The 16,410-nt window shown below is 65.5% G+C and carries 12 protein-coding genes and 2 tRNA genes; 7 read left to right on the forward strand and 7 right to left on the reverse strand.

Annotated elements, in window-relative coordinates:
* Positions 1 to 32: 32 nt before the first annotated feature.
* Positions 33 to 410, reverse strand: coding sequence for a cell cycle two-component system response regulator CpdR (gene cpdR / locus EEB18_RS18050; RefSeq protein WP_056351240.1), 378 nt, complete (start codon positions 408 to 410; stop codon positions 33 to 35).
* Positions 411 to 548: 138 nt separating this feature from the next.
* On the opposite strand from cpdR, the gene EEB18_RS18055 reads away from it, so the two are divergent.
* Complete coding sequence (locus tag EEB18_RS18055; protein ID WP_262407993.1) at positions 549 to 1,427, forward strand: N-formylglutamate amidohydrolase; 879 nt, start codon at positions 549 to 551, stop codon at positions 1,425 to 1,427.
* Between the two features lie 183 nt (positions 1,428 to 1,610).
* On the opposite strand, the gene EEB18_RS18060 is transcribed toward EEB18_RS18055, so the two are convergent.
* Together EEB18_RS18060 and EEB18_RS18065 are read right to left on the reverse strand one after the other, a co-directional pair.
* A tRNA-Pro gene (locus EEB18_RS18060) sits at positions 1,611 to 1,687 on the reverse strand.
* Between the two features lie 109 nt (positions 1,688 to 1,796).
* The gene (locus tag EEB18_RS18065) at positions 1,797 to 2,225 is read right to left on the reverse strand and encodes a JAB domain-containing protein (RefSeq protein WP_187139813.1); all 429 of its coding nucleotides are present in this window, start codon (positions 2,223 to 2,225) and stop codon (positions 1,797 to 1,799) included.
* A 104-nt stretch (positions 2,226 to 2,329) separates the two neighbouring features.
* On the opposite strand from EEB18_RS18065, the gene thyA reads away from it, so the two are divergent.
* From thyA to EEB18_RS18085, 4 genes are all read left to right on the forward strand, one after another.
* Positions 2,330 to 3,289 (forward strand): thymidylate synthase, encoded by a 960-nt coding sequence (gene thyA, locus EEB18_RS18070; protein ID WP_187139814.1) that lies wholly within the window; start codon positions 2,330 to 2,332, stop codon positions 3,287 to 3,289.
* A 93-nt stretch (positions 3,290 to 3,382) separates the two neighbouring features.
* Positions 3,383 to 4,678 (forward strand): thiamine pyrophosphate-dependent enzyme, encoded by a 1,296-nt coding sequence (locus EEB18_RS18075; protein ID WP_056351246.1) that lies wholly within the window; start codon positions 3,383 to 3,385, stop codon positions 4,676 to 4,678.
* Positions 4,675 to 5,715, forward strand: coding sequence for an alpha-ketoacid dehydrogenase subunit beta (locus EEB18_RS18080; protein ID WP_410468110.1), 1,041 nt, complete (start codon positions 4,675 to 4,677; stop codon positions 5,713 to 5,715). The genes EEB18_RS18075 and EEB18_RS18080 overlap by 4 nt, the downstream gene beginning before the upstream one ends.
* 4 nt (positions 5,716 to 5,719) lie before the next feature.
* Positions 5,720 to 7,003: a dihydrolipoamide acetyltransferase family protein gene (locus EEB18_RS18085; protein WP_187139815.1), complete on the forward strand. Its 1,284-nt coding sequence runs from the start codon at positions 5,720 to 5,722 to the stop codon at positions 7,001 to 7,003.
* A 102-nt stretch (positions 7,004 to 7,105) separates the two neighbouring features.
* Here EEB18_RS18085 and EEB18_RS18090 read toward each other — a convergent pair whose 3' ends face one another.
* From EEB18_RS18090 to EEB18_RS18105, 4 genes are all read right to left on the reverse strand, one after another.
* On the reverse strand, positions 7,106 to 12,205 hold the full coding sequence (locus EEB18_RS18090; protein ID WP_187139816.1) for a DUF11 domain-containing protein: 5,100 nt from the start codon (positions 12,203 to 12,205) through the stop codon (positions 7,106 to 7,108).
* 69 nt (positions 12,206 to 12,274) lie between these two features.
* Positions 12,275 to 13,330: a DUF11 domain-containing protein gene (locus EEB18_RS18095; RefSeq protein ID WP_235535774.1), complete on the reverse strand. Its 1,056-nt coding sequence runs from the start codon at positions 13,328 to 13,330 to the stop codon at positions 12,275 to 12,277.
* 74 nt (positions 13,331 to 13,404) lie between these two features.
* On the reverse strand, positions 13,405 to 13,869 hold the full coding sequence (locus tag EEB18_RS18100) for a DUF11 domain-containing protein (protein ID WP_082545286.1): 465 nt from the start codon (positions 13,867 to 13,869) through the stop codon (positions 13,405 to 13,407).
* An 11-nt stretch (positions 13,870 to 13,880) separates the two neighbouring features.
* Positions 13,881 to 14,885 carry a DUF11 domain-containing protein gene (locus EEB18_RS18105; RefSeq protein WP_187139817.1) on the reverse strand — a complete coding sequence of 335 codons (1,005 nt, stop codon included), beginning with the start codon at positions 14,883 to 14,885 and terminating at the stop codon, positions 13,881 to 13,883.
* A gap of 237 nt (positions 14,886 to 15,122) precedes the next feature.
* On the opposite strand from EEB18_RS18105, the gene EEB18_RS18110 reads away from it, so the two are divergent.
* Positions 15,123 to 16,280: an AI-2E family transporter gene (locus tag EEB18_RS18110; protein ID WP_056352283.1), complete on the forward strand. Its 1,158-nt coding sequence runs from the start codon at positions 15,123 to 15,125 to the stop codon at positions 16,278 to 16,280.
* A 43-nt stretch (positions 16,281 to 16,323) separates the two neighbouring features.
* Positions 16,324 to 16,400, forward strand: a tRNA-Asp gene (locus EEB18_RS18115).
* Positions 16,401 to 16,410: the final 10 nt, after the last annotated feature.

A 16,410-nucleotide genomic window follows, 5' to 3' on the forward strand; every position in this document is an offset into this window, starting at 1 on the left:
GCTTGGCAAGCCCTTCGGTGCAGCGGGCGTCCTTATTGTTGGTTCGAACGGTCGGCGCGGCCGAACAGATTGTCGACCTCGCGCACCAGATCCTTGAGGTGAAACGGCTTCGACAGCAGCTTCGCCTGCGGCACATTTTCCTCGGCGCGCAGCGAAACCGCGGCGAAACCGGTGATGAACATGACCTGCGTTTGCGGTGCGACCTTCGCGGCGTGCTGCGCGAGCTCGATTCCGTCCATTTCGGGCATGACAATGTCCGACAGGAGCAGGTCGAAGGTGCCCGAATCGATATAGGGAACCGCCTCGGTCCCGCGGTCGACCGCGGTGACGTGATAACCGGCGCTGGTCAGCGCCCGCGCGAGATATTCGCGCATTACATCGTCATCTTCGGCCAGCAATATGCGAATCATGCGGATAACAGCCCCCAGGTCCCACGGCGGCGCCTTCACGCGGCGACACCGTTATATCGAAACCGTCCCATAGCGCCACAAACTTAACAAATTCAGGCGGCGCTGGATTCTCCGTCGGATTTTTGCCACCCCGTGCCGATGACGCGCCCTTTCCTTTCGACCAACGCCGTTTCGGTCACGCGTCCGGACACCGCAGCCACGCCGATCGTGGTGTCGGTGGCGCATGCGGGGCGCATCTATCCGCCCGAACTGCTCGCCGCGGCGCGTGCGACGCGGCTCGAACTCGAACGGCTCGAGGACAGCTGGTCCGACCTGATCGCCGCGCGCGCAGGCGAGGCCGGCGCGTCCGTGGTGCAAGCGTTGTGGGCGCGTGCGGTGGCCGATTGCAATCGCGCTGAAGGACAGATGGCGCCGGGCGAAGTCGCCCCCGCGCTGCGCCCGCAATATTCGGCACCGGGCCGCAAGGAGCGCGCGGGGCTGGGCGTCGTGCCGACGCGGCTCGCCGATGTCGGGCCTTTATGGAAAAGGCCGATCGACCGGGCGGCGCTCGCCTGGCGGCTCGATTCGCTGCATCGCCCCTTTCACGAGGCGCTCGCCGACGCGCTGGAGGGCGCGCGCCGGCGCCATGGCCATGCGATATTGATCGACCTGCACAGCATGCCGTCGATTCCGGTGGGGCAGGCGGGGCATGGCGCGCGGATCGTCATCGGTGACCGATTCGGCGATACGGCCGACGGTTGGCTGGTCGATACGGTGGTAACGGCCGCCGAGCGGCTGGGCGTTCCGGTGTCGCGCAACCAGCCCTATGCCGGCGGACATATCATTCGCAGCCACGGCCGTCCCGATCGCGGCGTACACGCCGTGCAGATCGAGATCGACCGCAGCCTCTATCTGCGCCGCGACCGGTCGCCCGACGCCGACAAGCTGGGTCCGTTAAGCGACTGGTTTTACGGGTTGTTGGGCGATGTGGCGCGGGCCTGGCCGGGCGCCGTGGCACTGCCCCAAGCTGCCGAATAACGACTGCCCAATAAAAAACCACCTCGTACCGGAGTACGAGGTGGCCAGGGTCCAGGGAGGACGCGCCCGCACCTTTCGGTGGGACACTGCGCCGCGATGGAAAGGGGGAAAACCACAGCGGCGTAACACCAATCTAGGGTGTCTGCCGTCAGGTTACAAGGGGGTGATGATTGCAAAAGAAACTGGTCGGGGAGAGAGGATTCGAACCTCCGGCCCCTGCCTCCCGAAGACAGTGCTCTACCAGGCTGAGCTACTCCCCGACCGATCTTTGCGGACGGCCTGGGGCCGCCGCGAAGGCAGAGCGGTCCCCTAGACGTGCATCTTGCGAACTTCAAGCGCCAATCGGCATAGTCGCCACGATTGCGGCAACTAGAGCAATCCGGCACGCCAAAAGCTGAAATGTCCATCGGCAGTAAAGATCATATGGTCCGACAGGGTGACGCCGAGCAGCGCCAGGAAACGCGTGGATTCGCGCGTCGCGGCGAGGTCGGCGTCGCTCGGGCGCGCGATTCCCGACGGATGGTTGTGCGCCATCACGATCTGCGCGGGTTTCGTCTCGAGCGCCGCACGCCAGACCGGCGGCGGCACGATACAGCGCCCGGCGCGGTCGCTTTCGGCGCGTTCGAGGCACAGCAACCGGTCGAACGCGTCGAATCCGGCAATCAGCAATATTTCGCCGTCGACCGGAAAGCAGGGGCGCAGCAGCAGCCGCGGCAACTCTTCTTCGTCGTCGCGCGGCACAAAGCCGGGCGACGCCGGCTGCGCGCCCGGCGCCTCGATGGTTTCATATCGTGTCATGACGCGCCTTCATGCGCCGCCGCCGGGCAAAGCCCAAGGCAGGATTGGCCCGCAATGGAGGATCGGGGGGCGAGTCTTGCCGCCTCGTCGCATGAAGCCTAGCAATGACGAGAAGCCGGGAGCGAATCTTGCCTGAGTCCATCCATTATGAACTGCAATATCTCGACCTGATGCGCCGCATCTGGGTCGAGGGCGACGAGCGCGTCGACCGCACCGGCGTCGGCACGCGCTCGCTGTTTGGCGAGACGATGCGTTTCTCGCTTGCGGACGATGCTATCCCGCTGCTGACGACGAAGCGCGTCTATTGGAAAACCGCGCTGCGCGAGCTTTTGTGGTTCCTCACCGGCGACACCAATATCCGGTCGCTGGTGGCGCAGGGGGTGAAAATCTGGACCGACTGGCCGCTCGAAAAATATCGCAAGGCGACCGGCGACGACATCAACGCCGCCGATTTCGAGGCGCGGATCATCGCGGACGACGACTTCGCCGCGCAATGGGGCGACCTCGGCCCGGTCTATGGCCACCAGTGGGTCAACTGGCCGCGCTACGAGTCGGCGGGTGAGGGGCTGTTCCGCCGTTCGGAGCAGGGGCACAACCAGATCGCGGCGCTCATCGAATCGCTCCGGACCAATCCGGGGTCGCGGCGCCATATCTTCACCGGCTGGAACGTCGCCGATCTCGACCGCATGGCGCTGCCCCCGTGCCATATGACCTATCAGTTTCACGTCCGCAGCGATGGCGGGCTATCGTGCCTGCTCTTCCAGCGCTCGTGCGACCTCGGCCTGGGTTTCGCGTTCAACGTCTTCGAAGCCGCATTGCTGACGCGCATGGTCGCCGAGCAGGCGGGGCTGCACGCGCACGAACTGGTGTGGACCGGGGGCGACGTGCATTTGTATCTCAATCACGCCGACCTGGTCGAACAGCAGATGTCGCGCATTCCCGGCGGGGCGCCGAAGCTGCGCATCCTTCGCCGGCCTCCGAGCATTTTCGACTATAAATTCGAGGATTTCGCGGTCGAAGCCTATGCCCCGCAAGCGCATATTTCAGCGCCGGTGGCGGTCTGACGCCGGCGTTGCAATCCTGTGGAGACGGTAATAATATGTCGCCACGTTGAAATATAACTAGGCGCGTCGATTCGCGCCAAAAGGGAAGAAGATATGCCCGAGACGCCTCGGATGCCGGCGAGCAACCTGCCGCCGCTGTCGCTCCATATCCCCGAGCCGCGCTATCGTCCGGGCGACACCCCCGACTTCGGCGATATCGCGGTGCCCTCCGTCGATGCGACCCCGCGCCCCAGCGAAGACACCAAACCCGATGCGATGCGCGAGCTGTGCTACGGCCTCGTCCGCGTGCTCGATTTCGACGGGGTGGCGAAGGGGCCGTGGGATCCGAAGATCGCGCCCGAGCGTCTCCGCGCGATGCTCCGCACTATGATGCTCGTACGCGCCTTCGACGATCGCATGTTCCGCGCCCAGCGCCAGGGCAAGACCAGCTTCTACATGAAATGTACCGGCGAAGAGGCGACCTCGGTCGCCTCGACCATGGCGCTCGACCGGTCGGACATGTGCTTCCCCAGCTATCGCCAGCAGGGCATATTGATCACGCGCGACTATCCGCTGATCCAGATGATGAACCAGATCTACTCGAACCGCGGCGACCATCTGATGGGCCGCCAGCTGCCGATCATGTATTCGGCACCCGAGCACGGTTTCTTCAGCGTCTCGGGCAATTTGGCGACCCAATATCCGCAGGCGGTGGGCTGGGCGATGGCCTCGGCATCGAAGGGCGACAGCCGGATCGCGACCGTCTGGTGCGGCGAAGGTTCATCGGCCGAGGGCGATTTCCACTCGGCGTTGACTTTTGCGACCGTCTACAACGCGCCGGTGATCTTCAACGTCGTCAACAACCAGTGGGCGATTTCGAGCTTCTCGGGCTTCGCTGGCGGCGAGCGCACGACCTTTGCCGCGCGTGCGGTTGGTTATGGCATTGCCGGGCTGCGCATCGACGGCAATGACCCGCTCGCGGTTTACGCCGCGACGCAATGGGCGGCGGATCGCGCACGCACCAACAATGGCCCGACCTTGATCGAGCATTTCACCTATCGCAGCGAAGGCCACAGCACTTCCGACGACCCGAGCGCCTATCGCCCGTCCGATGAGCCGACGATCTGGCCGTTCGGTGACCCGATCGCGCGGCTGAAGCAGCATCTGATCATTCTCGGCGAATGGGATGAAGACCGTCACGCGGCGCAGCGCACCGAACTCGACGATCTGGTCAAGACGACCCAGAAGCAATCGGAAAAGCTCGGTATTCTTGGCCACGGCATGCATCAGCCGTTCGAGACCATGTTCGAGGACGTGTTTGAGGAGATGCCCTGGCACCTCAAGGAACAATGCGATCAGATGCTCGCCGAGCAAGAGGCCAAATTCGGCCCCAATTGGAAGCCCGAATGATGGCCCCCGAGACTCAAGCGACCACCAAGACCATGAACATGATCGAGGCGATCAACAGCGCCATGGACGTCATGCTCGAACGCGACCCCAACACCGTGGTGATGGGCGAAGATGTCGGCTATTTCGGCGGCGTGTTCCGCGCCACCGCGGGCCTGCAGAAAAAGCATGGCAAGACCCGCGTGTTCGACACCCCGATCAACGAATGCGGCATCATCGGCGTCGCGGTCGGCATGGGCGCCTATGGCCTGCGCCCGGTCCCCGAAATCCAGTTCGCCGATTACATCTATCCGGGGCTCGACCAACTGGTCAGCGAGGCCGCACGGCTGCGCTATCGCTCGGCGGCCGACTTCATCTGCCCGATGACGGTGCGCACCCCCTTCGGCGGCGGCATCTTCGGTGGTCAGACCCACAGCCAGTCGCCCGAGAGCATCATGACGCATATCTGCGGCGTGAAGACGGTCATCCCGTCGAACCCCTATGATGCCAAGGGCCTGCTGATCGCGGCGATCGAGGATAACGACCCCGTCGTTTTTCTCGAACCCAAGCGCATCTATAACGGCCCGTTCAGCGGCTATTACGACCGCCCGGTCGAGCCTTGGTCGAAGCATGAAGCGAGCGCGGTTCCCGAGGGTCATTACCGCATCGAACTCGGCAAGGCCGCGACGGTTCGCGCCGGCGAAGCGCTGACCATCCTCGTCTATGGCACGATGGTCCATGTCACCAAGACGATCGTCGAGGAAATGGGCATCGATGCCGAGATCATCGACCTGCGCACGCTGCTGCCGCTCGATATCGGGGCGATCGAGGCGTCGGTGCAAAAGACCGGCCGCTGCCTGATCATCCATGAAGCGACGCGCACCTCGGGCTTCGGCGCCGAACTGGCGGCGCTCGTCCAGGAACGTTGTTTTTACCATCTCGAGGCGCCGGTCGAACGCGTCACCGGTTTCGACACGCCCTATCCGCACAGCCTCGAATGGGCCTATTTCCCCGGCCCGGTGCGCATCGCGACCGCGCTCACCAAGATTTTGAAGGACTGACGTCATGGCCCGCTATTCATTCCGTCTGCCCGACATCGGCGAAGGCATCGCCGAGGCCGAAATCGTTGCCTGGCATGTGAAGGTCGGCGAGCGCGTTGAGGAAGACGCCCAGCTTGCTGACATGATGACCGACAAGGCGACCGTCGAAATGGAATCGCCCGTGTCGGGTGTGGTCGTCGAACTGGCGGGCGAGGTCGGCGACCTGATCCCGATCGGGTCGACCCTCGCGGTGATCGAGACCGACGGCGATGGAGATGGCGAGATCGAAGCGCCGCCCGCCGACACGCCGGTCGAGAAAGAAATCGTCGCGGAAACGCCGGGTGCCGAGGAAGCGTCGGTCGCCGAAGTCGCTGCGCCGGTTCCCGCTGCGACGCCTGCGCCGGCTCCTGCACCTGTGTTGGCCCCGTTAGCCGCGCCCGCACACGACCGTCAGGTCCTCGCGTCTCCCGCTGTCCGCGCGCGCGCCAAGGATCTTGGCGTCGATCTCGGCCAGATCCACGCCGAGGGCGACCGCATCCGCCATGCCGACCTCGACGCCTTCCTCCGCTACAGCGGCGGGCAGGGCTATCATGCCCCCGGCGCGAGCCGCGCGCGCGCCGACGAGCCGATCAAGGTCATCGGCATGCGCCGCAAGATCGCCGAGAATATGGCGGCGTCGAAACGCGCGATCCCGCACTTCACTTATGTCGAGGAAATGGACGTCACGGCGCTGGAGGATATGCGCGCCGACCTCAATGCCAATCGCGGCGGCCGTCCCAAGCTGACAATGCTGCCCTTCCTGATCGTCGCAATCTGCCGCACCATCCCGCAATTCCCGATGATCAATGCGCGCTACGACGACGAGGGCGGCGTGGTGACGCGTTATGGCGCGGTGCATCTCGGCATGGCGACGCAGACCGACGCTGGACTGATGGTCCCGGTGATCCGCGACGCCCAGGACAAGAATGTCTGGCAACTCGCGAGCGAAATCACGCGCTTGGCCGAAGCTGCGCGCACCGGCAAGGCGAAGGTCGAGGAACTGACCGGCGGCACGCTGACCGTGACCTCGCTCGGTCCGCTCGGCGGTATCGCGACGACCCCGGTGATCAACCGGCCGGAGGTCGCGATCATCGGCCCGAACAAGATCGTCGAGCGGCCCGTGTTCGACGGCGACGAGATTCGCCGCGCGAAGCTGATGAATCTGTCGATCAGCTGCGACCACCGCGTCGTCGATGGCTGGGACGCCGCGAGCTATGTCCAGGCGCTCAAGAAGCTGGTCGAGACGCCGGTTCTGCTGTTCGCGGACTGAGACACCTCGTCATTGCGAGCGAAGCGAAGCAATCTAGAGCGGTTTACGCCACTCTGGATTGCTTCGCTTCGCTCGCAATGACGGAGCTATTTGTTCGGCCGGTTACAACCCCAACCCCTGAAAACTCGTCTGGTCGAACTTCAGCTTGAAGGTCACATAGGCCCCCGATCGCGAATAGCGGCTGTCCTCGAAATCGCGGTCGTGGAAGCCCGAGAAGTTGTAACCCAATGTGATATTGGCGTTCTTCATCGGCGCCAGCGTGACAGTCGGCCCGCCTGCCCAGCTGACCGTGTCGCCGCCAGTGCCGACACGCACGGTGCCCGACGCGCCGACATCGATATGTTCGCCGAGGTTGAAACGGAAATCGGCGCCGAGCAGGTTCGACCAGCCTTTGACGTCGTCGGCGCCGAACTTGTCGAAATTATAGCGCGTGCCCCAGAAGAAGCCGAACTCGCCGCGCTCATACCACATCCGGTCGTCGCTGCGGCGGCCGTCCGGATCGCGATTGCCCATCGGGGTCCAGTTCATCGACAGGCTGTTGAGTACGCGGCGGCTCGTCGCGTCGCCGTCGATGGTCAGCGCGCCGCCGCCGATCGGGCCGGGCTGGCCGGCGATGGCATCGCGGACCTTGTCCGAACGAAATTCGCTTTTGTTGAGCCATGACACGCGCGATTCGGCGGGGCGGTGCGCCCAGCTCATCTCGAAGCTCATGACCTCGGTGGTCGGCACGGTGCCGACACCGCTCGCCTTGGCGTAAGTGAAGAGCGCGCCGAGCGCACGGCCTTCGCCGAGCTGGCGGAGGCCGCCGAGCGTCAACCCGTAACGGTTCGCAAGCTCGCCATCGCGATATTCGGCGCGCCCGGTCAGCGTCCAGCGCTCGCTACGATACGTCGCGCCCGTGCTGATTGCGAGAAAGTCCTCGGTCAGCATACCGTTTCCGCCGAGGAAACCGCCCGAGGCGACCGGCTGCTCGACGTTGAGCACATCGCCGGCGCGGATGCCGCCGAGAGTGCGATTGCCGTCGACCGAAATATCGACCGTCAGCTTCTTGCCGAGCTGGAGCGATTGCGAGAGGCCATAGGCCGCGAAGCTGCGCGGGCCATATTCGCCGATTTCCTGCTGGTTCGCGGTCGCGAGCAAGCGGGCGCCGGCCCAGGGCGCCAGATCGAAACCGAGCCGCGCGGTGCGCGCCTTGATCGTGTCGCCGTCGGCGATCTCGTAGCTGCCGACGAGGTTGACGTCGCGGGTCACCGCGAAACGCGCGCCAAGGCGGTGGCGGGTCGGGAAATCGACGCTCGCATCCTTGCCGCCGAGCGCGAATTCGGTCTGCGCGTCGAGCTCGAAGCGCTTTTCGAACAGGCGCTGGGTCGCGCCGAACTGCACGATGTTGGAGGTGTTGCCTGTGCCGTCCGACAGCCGGTCGTCGGCGTGGGTCAGCCCGGCGCGGGCGACGGTGGTGCCATTGTCATACTCGACCAGCGCGCGCGCGGCGCGGCGGCGCGACCCGATGTCGAGATAATCTTCCTGCCAGGCGCTGCCGGTAACCGACAGCGTAGGGGTGGCGCGCAGCCGGGCATCGACGCCGAATTTGCGCGTGCCGTCCTCGCCGCGGTTGAGCTGGCCGGCGCCGAAGCCGGTTTCGCGTTCGCGGACATAGGCGAGCACATCCATCGTGCTGCTGTGATGCTCGGCCTCGATCAGCCAGGCGGTGGCGCGCCCGGCAGCGGCGACCGCGCTGCCGGCCTTGGCCGAGGCATCGCTGACCGCCAGCTCGGCGCGGATTTCGGTGTCGACGCTCGGGCGATAGCGCGCATCGACACCGCCGAGGTTGGTCTTGGCGTTGCTGTCTTCGTCGTGGATCAGCGTCGCGCCGACGCGCAGTTTCTCGTCGTTCGACTGATAGCTGACGCGGCCACCGGCGTTGAGCACACGCTCGCCGATGCCGTCGACTTCATATTCGGCGACGATGAACTGCGGGTCGAGCCCCGACGAGCGGCTGAGCACCGGCTCGCGGAAGCGCAATGTGCCCGCGAAATAATCGATGTCGTAATCGATATGGCGCGTCAGGCTGCGCGTTTCGATAATCCGCTCGCTATGCAGCCGGTCGCGCGTCTCGATGACGATCCGCTCGCTGTTCGGCAAGATATCCTTGGCGTCCAGCTGATACGGACCGGTCAGGCCGTTGCCCTGGATCTCGTCGCGGCGGAAGCGGTACGGCGTATCGGCGGCGAAAGCGGTCGCCGCGACATTCTTGCCGCGATATTCGGCTTTTCCGCCGTTCAGCGCGCGCTGGTAGCGGGCGAGCTGCGGTTCCGAAATGCCGGTCTCGAAGTCGCCGAACATCGCATAGAATTGCGGGCGTTCGAGCCGCAGATAGAGCTTGCGCACCGAGGCGGCGTCGTAGCGCGTCTCGTTGCGGTCGGCGTAGATGGTGTAATAGGCGCGCGGGTCGATCACGCCGCCGAAGCGCGCCTCGTCCTTGTCCTTGTCGCTGTCATAAGCCAGCGTCATCAGCCACTTGCCGCGCACCCGGCCCTTGGCATAGAGCGCGAGGCGCGCTTCGCCGTTGAGGTCGTCGAGCGTCTCGGCGACCGGTTCCATGCGATCGTCGAGCGTGTTGTAGCCGATCGTGCCCGCGGCGAAGCCGACGACGGTCCACGGGCGGTTACCCGGATCGAGCCAGGTTTCGATCGTCTGATTGCGGGTGACCTTGTCGTCGCGAAAGGCGAAGTCGATCGTCAGCGTGCCCGACGCGGTCGTCGGTTCGAGTTCGATATAGGCGATGCCGTCGTCGCCATCGATCTTCCACACCGGCCGCGCGCGTTCGAGCCCCGAGAGTTGGCGCGCCTGCTGCGCATCGGCTTCGATCGCGGGGTAATAGGGGGCGGGAACGCTGAAATCGCCGGTCAGGCCGCTGCGAATGGGCTTGCCGTCGCGGTCGGTCAAGCGGACCGCGAGCACCGGGCGCGTCACGCCGTCGGCGACCAGCACCGATTTTTCGCGGATCAGCGCCGCGCGCATCGGGGTGATCGAATAATGGACGCGGCGTTCGAGCGTTTCGACGGTCACGCCGTTCGCGTCCTTGACCGTCGCGACCAGACTGTTTTCGCCTTCGCGGATTTCGATCCCGCGCCACAGGCTGACCGCGACCTGGCCGTCGGCGGACTTGCTCGTGCCCTCGAAGCTCAGCGGATCGACCGGCTTGCCGTTGATCGTCAGCGCGACGCTCTGGCCCGCCGCATGCTTGATCGCGGCACGCACGGCCTTGGAGCGCGGATTATGGTCGGGCGCGGGGAACAGCCAGGCGATGCCGGGGGGCTGCCCGGTCAGCCAGTCGCGATTGGCGCCCGCAGCTTCGGGATCGCTGAGCACCAGGGGCGCTTCGACAGCCTGAAGGTTGGGCGCAGCGCGCGGGGCGCTGGCGATGGCGCGGAAATCGGCGCGCTTCAGCGAACCGCCGCGGCCCTGCACAAAGCGCGAGATTGCGCTGCCCGCGCTTGCCGTCGAGCGCGCGCAATCGACGGGTTCGCGGTCGAGCGGCAGCGTCGACGGGTCGATCTGCACGACATGCAGGCCCGGGCGCACGCCCTCGAAATGATAGCGGCCGTCCTGGTCGGTGACGGCATAGCTCCCGTCCTGCAGCATCACGCGCACGCCGCCGATTCCCTCGGCCTTGCCGGGGTTCACGCCGCAGCCGCCGTCGGTGATCCGCCCGATGATCGTCATCCGGTCGCCGAGTTGGTCGCGCTTGATCGACACCGTCGCCTCGGACACGTTGCTCGTCGCGCCGCGATTGTCGGTCGCGGTGGCGCGGTTGAGCGCATTTCCGGGCTGTGCCGAGACGATGACTTCGGCCAGATAGGTGATCAGTACCCGCTGAGCCGGCGCAAGCGCGGGCAGGGTGATGCTGAACTCACGACCGTTTCCGGCCACGACGGGATCGATACGCGCACCATCGGCGCGCACCGTGTCGAGGCGCAGGCGCATCCCCTTGGGCAGCGCGTCGCGCACCGTCACCACACCGGTAGCGCGTCGCGCGTCGCGGTTCGACACTTCGATCCGGTACTGGATCACGTCGCCGGGCACCGCGACCTGCGTCGAGGTGGTCTTGCGCAGGACGAGTTCGCCCCCGGGCTGGTCGACCGGGATATCGATGCGCACCGGCGCCGGATCGCTGAGCGTGAACGCCGCGCCGTAGCTGCCGGTCGTGATCGTATAGGGCAAACCGTCGTCGGGACGTCGGAAACCGGCCAGAGCTGAGGGATCGGCGGTCGATGGCGCGGTGAAGGGGGCCGGTGGCTCGACGATCAGGCGATAAGTACCGGGCGCGACAAAGGGGAAGCGATAGTCCCCGGGCGGGAAATTATAGACGGTGCCGCCGCTGTCGGTGACGCTCTGGCCGGTGATGACGCTCGACGGATAGCTCGACACGCCGTCGTCGCCGAACACGCGCGCTGGCTGGCCGGTCGCGGCGTCGACGATCGTCACGCGGCTGCCCGCGACCGGGGCGCCGTCGCCGCTGTCGAAGACGATGCCGAACGGATCGACGAGGAAGCTGATCTCGGCGGTCGCGACCAGGTCGGCCTGAACGGCGTCGCTGACGCGCATGGTCACGGTCGAGCCCGGCGCGACCGACAGGCGGCAGTCGCCCGCGACCAGCGCCGGCGGAATGCTGATCGTGTTGATGATGCCGACGAATTCGCCGCTGTTTACAGCGGTTTCGGACAAGGTGATGCGCTCGCGATCGCCATTTTCAAGCTCAAGCGTCACATCGAGCGTGTCGCGCGCATTGGGATCGCTGTTGGCGGCGGCCAACGTCACGCCGACCACGAGCACTTCACCGGCGTGAAAACGTCCGGTCGGCTGGAGCGAGGCGGGATCGGTCGGCAAGGCGGCGAAGGCGCCGGCGGGTTCGATCAGGCTGGTTCCGCTATTGCCCTGGCAGCGGGTCGGGACGACCGGCGCGGACACCGAACCGAGGTTGTTGGTCAGACGATAGGTGCGGATCGTCGGCCGCTCGGGCGGGCGCGGTGTCACCGTCACATCGACGCGGTTCGACAGCGCCTGGCTGGTCCGGCCGCTCGCGGTCCATTCGGCCGACGCGGTATTGGAAATCGTCTGGGCGCGTCCCGTCGCCGCGGGCAGCGTCACTGCCGCGACCAGCGCGGTCGCAAATGCTAGGCATTTCGGGAAAAGGGTCATGGGCGCTCAGGCAAGGGGGGAGCGCCGCCGGAACCAGTCCGGCGTCGCTGCCCTTTCCTTTTTCTGCGATCAGTTGACGGTTGCGCGGAAGACCAGCGTGCGCGTCGCGCCCGCCGCCACCGTGGCGATCGTCCCCGACACGACGGGCGCGGCATAGCTGCCCCCCGCCGCACCATCGGCGTTACACGTCCCCGACGTGACCGTGCCGTTGAGCAGGATCGTGCTGGCGGTAAACGTCAACTGCGTCGGCACGCTATCGCTGATCGATACGCTCGTCGCATCGGCGCTGCCGCTATTGGCAACCGCGATGCAATATTCGACCGTCGCGCCCGGGATCATTTTCGGGTTTGAGGTCAGGTTGAACGGATCGGAGATGACGCGGCTGGTCTTGGTGACCGTCAGCGTCGCCGTCTGCACCGTATAATCGTCGTCGTCGCTGTGCGACGCGTCGCGATTGGCGTCGTTGACGCCGATGCCGTCGGCAAAGACCGTATCCTTGGCCGCCGTATTGGCCCCCGCCGTCTGGCTGACCGCCGCACCCTGCGTACCGACAACACCGCCTTCACGGGCCGTGGCGCGCAGTTGCACACCCGCAACCGAGCCGTTGGCGAGACCGGTGGGGATGTCCGCGAGCACAAAGAGACGCGTGATCGCATCAGCGGCCAGTTCGTCGACATAGGTGACAAGGGCGTCGCCCGCGTCCCAACTGCCGACCGTGCCGGTCGTCGGATTGTCGCGATAAATCCGGATATTGCTCGCGTTGAAGCTGTCGGTGCCGCCATGCGCCGCCGTGCCGCCGGTGATCTGGGTGGCCGCGAGCAGGAAGTCGAGCCCTTCGTTCGACTGGTTGGTCAACTGGAAGGTCGTGATCGCGTTGGTCTGCCCCGGAACGACGTTGGTCGTCACGGTGCCGACTTCCTCGACGAGCAGGTTGATTTTGCGGTCGACCACGAAAGTGTCCGACGCGCTTTGCTGAACCTGGCTCACACCACCGACCTGGAAATCGACGGTGGCGGTATTCGTGATCGAGGCACCAGCGGTCGTGCCGGCGGCGAACGCCGGCGCGGAGGCGAAAGTTGCAATCGCCGCCAGACCCAAGGTGCCCATATTCGTCAGCTTGGTCATCAGCTGAACTCCTGGGCTTTGGTTGGTTGCCTTTCCCCACCGCCGGCAACCGTTAGGCGGCTTATTTCAAACGCTTATTTGACAACTCCACGGAACATCAGCTTGCCCGTTCCGCCCGCCGGGATCGGCTTCTGGAACGCCCAGCGGATGTGCGTGACGTCGCCCGGCTGCGCCGCACGCACCGTCCCGTCGGCCTGCCGCACGGTCATTTCGGGAAGCAGACCCCACGTCTTGCCTCCGTCGATCGAAACGAACGGCCGCGTGTCGCCGGCGTCGGCGAAACGCACCGCCGCGGGCAGCGGGTTGGTGATCACGAACTTGTCCGCCGGCTGCGCGCTCGCGTTGCGATAGTTGAGCACGAACACCAGGCGGTCGCCGGGAACGACGACCTTCGGCTCTTCGAGCAGCACGCGCTGCTTGCCGGTGGCGTCGGTCGAGACGCGTTCGACGAACACATTGTTGTCGAGCGCGACCTGATTGGCCGCCAGAGCCTGGCCGGGCAGGATTGCCGCGGCGAACGCTAGGAAAAACAGGCGCATGTTCTGCTCCATCAATCGATCTTGGTTCGGAAGGTGACAGTACGGGTCTGGCCGCCGGCAACCGTGCCGAGCGCGACATTGACCCGCGTGCCATTGTAATCGCCGGCGTCGGCATCGGCCGCGTCGGTCAGTCCGGTACCGCCGAGGGTAATCGAACTCGCGATATAGCTGGTGTCGGCGGGAATATTGTCGGTGATGGCGAGGCCGTTCACCGCGCCGCTCCCGGCGACCGTCGCGACGATGGTATAGGTGATCGTTGCGCCGGGAACCGGCTCGCTGCCGCCGAACGGATCGACGATGACCGCCGATTTGACGAGCGAAACCGTCGCAGCCGAGACGACATAGGCGCCCTGGTCCTGGCCGTCGGCACCGGTCGAGCCGACGACGGCATCGCCGCCGCCGTCACCTTGGCCGGCGAAGCTGGTGCCGGGCGCGCCGGTGCCCGTCTTCGCCGCGGCAACCAGGCTTACCGTGCCGCGATTGCCGTCGCCGACGCCGCCGGGCGTGGTCGAAAGCACGAAGATCGTGACGCTTTTGTCGGGATCGAGCGTCGGGTCGTTGGCGCCAGGCGTATAAAGCGTGTCGGTGTTGGCATCGAAGACGCCGTCGCCGTTATCGATGTAGATTTGCGTGACCGTCGGGTCGTAATCATCGCCGCCGCCGTTGGCGATCGTCGAAAGCGCGAAGCTTTCTTCGCCATTGCCGTTGTTGGTGACCGAAAAGGTGAGCAATTGCGCGGTCGCGCCGGGCGTCGTCGGGACGTCGGCGGGGTCGCTCGAATCGACCGTGACGTCGAGCAGTTCGTCGACGCGCAGGTCGACCTTGTTCGAATCGATCGTCTGGGTGCCGCCGCCGGCGTCATAGCTGGCGCTGGCGGTGTTGCTGATCGTCGAACCCGCGCGGGTGCCGGCGGCCTGGGCCTGCATCGGCAGGGCGAGCGCAATGGCAAGCGCGAGAATAGAAATGGCAGGGATGCGATACTGATGCAGCGCGCCCCCCACAGGCGCATTCACCATGATCTTTGACTCCGATTGGCTGGTCCGTGACCCCTCAATCGGCGAAAAAGGAAAATTTCTGGTTAAGCCCCCGTTAGAAAGTGCGATTCTGGCCCAGAGTTGGACAGAAGTCCGTTTGGGCGGGCCGATGCGAGCCGTCTGGCGCCGGTCGTGAAGCTGGCGTAGGAAGGACGGGTTAACAGGGAGATATGGCGCGTGGCCGAGGATCGGGGGGATAAGGATGCACGCCCGCCGCGCATCAATCCGCTGCAACAGATCGAGATCGACGATTTTCGCCGCGATCGCCTGCTCGCGGCGCTGACGCTGATCATTGGCGCGGCGTTCTGCCTCGCTTTTCCCTTCGCGCTCAAGGCGGGGGCCGAATTCTTCCTGCCGCTGACCGCCGCGATCGTCATCGCGATCGCGTTGGTGCCGTTGCTCGAATGGCTCGAGCGGCGCGGGGTGCCGTCGGCGCTCGCGTCGTTCCTCGCACTTTCAAGCTTCCTGATGCTGGTCAATGCGGCGCTGGCGATCATCGTCGTCCCCGCGACCGGCTGGTTTGCGCGGCTTCCCGAGTCGATTCCGCGCATCCAGAGCAATCTCGCGCCGCTGATCGATTTCTATTCGACGCTGCAGAAATTCGTCGACCGCACCTTGATGTCGGTGGCGAGCGGGACCGAGGCGACGGCGCAGGCGGTCGCGGCGCAGGCGCCGTCGTCGGTGGTCGACTATTTCATCACCTCGGCCCCGACCGCGGCGATCCAGCTGTTCTTCGCGGTGCTGGTGATCTTTTTCTTCCTCGCCGGCTGGACCCGGCTGCGCAAGGGCACGATTCGGCGGCGCGGCAGCTTCGACGGCGCGATGCAGACCGCGCGGGTGATCCAGAATGTCGTCGATGCGACCGCCGACTATCTGGCGACGATCACGATGATCAACGCGATCCTCGGGCTGCTGGTGTCGCTGTTGCTCTGGGCGCTCGGCATGCCGTCGCCCTTCATGTGGGGCGGCATCGTCAGCCTGTGTAATTTCGTGCCCTATCTGGGACCGATCGTCGCCGCGACCCTGCTCGGGCTCGGCGGGCTGATGACCTTCGACGCGGTCGGCATCGCGCTGCTGCCGGCGCTGATCTTCATCGGGGTGCACACGATCGAGGCGAATCTGATCACCCCGCTGGTGCTCGGGCGGCGGCTGACGATCAATCCATTGCTGATTCTGGTGTCCTTGAGCTTCTGGGGCTGGGTGTGGGGCGCGCCGGGCGCGCTGCTCGCGGTGCCCTTGCTACTCATCCTCCAGACCGTGCTGCAATCGACCGGAACGCCCGATCTCGCCGGTTTCCTGTTCGAGCGCGGCACGCTCACCACGGTCGACGACATGCACGACCGATTAAATCGCACCCACCCCGAAAGCGACGGTTGACAGGCAAGAGCGCGGCGCATATTGGCGCTGCTCCCAAGCACACGCGGGTGTAGCTCAGTTGGTTAGAGTGCCGGCCTGTCACGCCGGAGGTCGCGGGTTCGAGCCCCGTCACTCGCGCCATTCCTTCCAT

Source organism: Sphingopyxis sp. OPL5 (assembly GCF_003797775.2).
Lineage (GTDB): Bacteria > Pseudomonadota > Alphaproteobacteria > Sphingomonadales > Sphingomonadaceae > Sphingopyxis.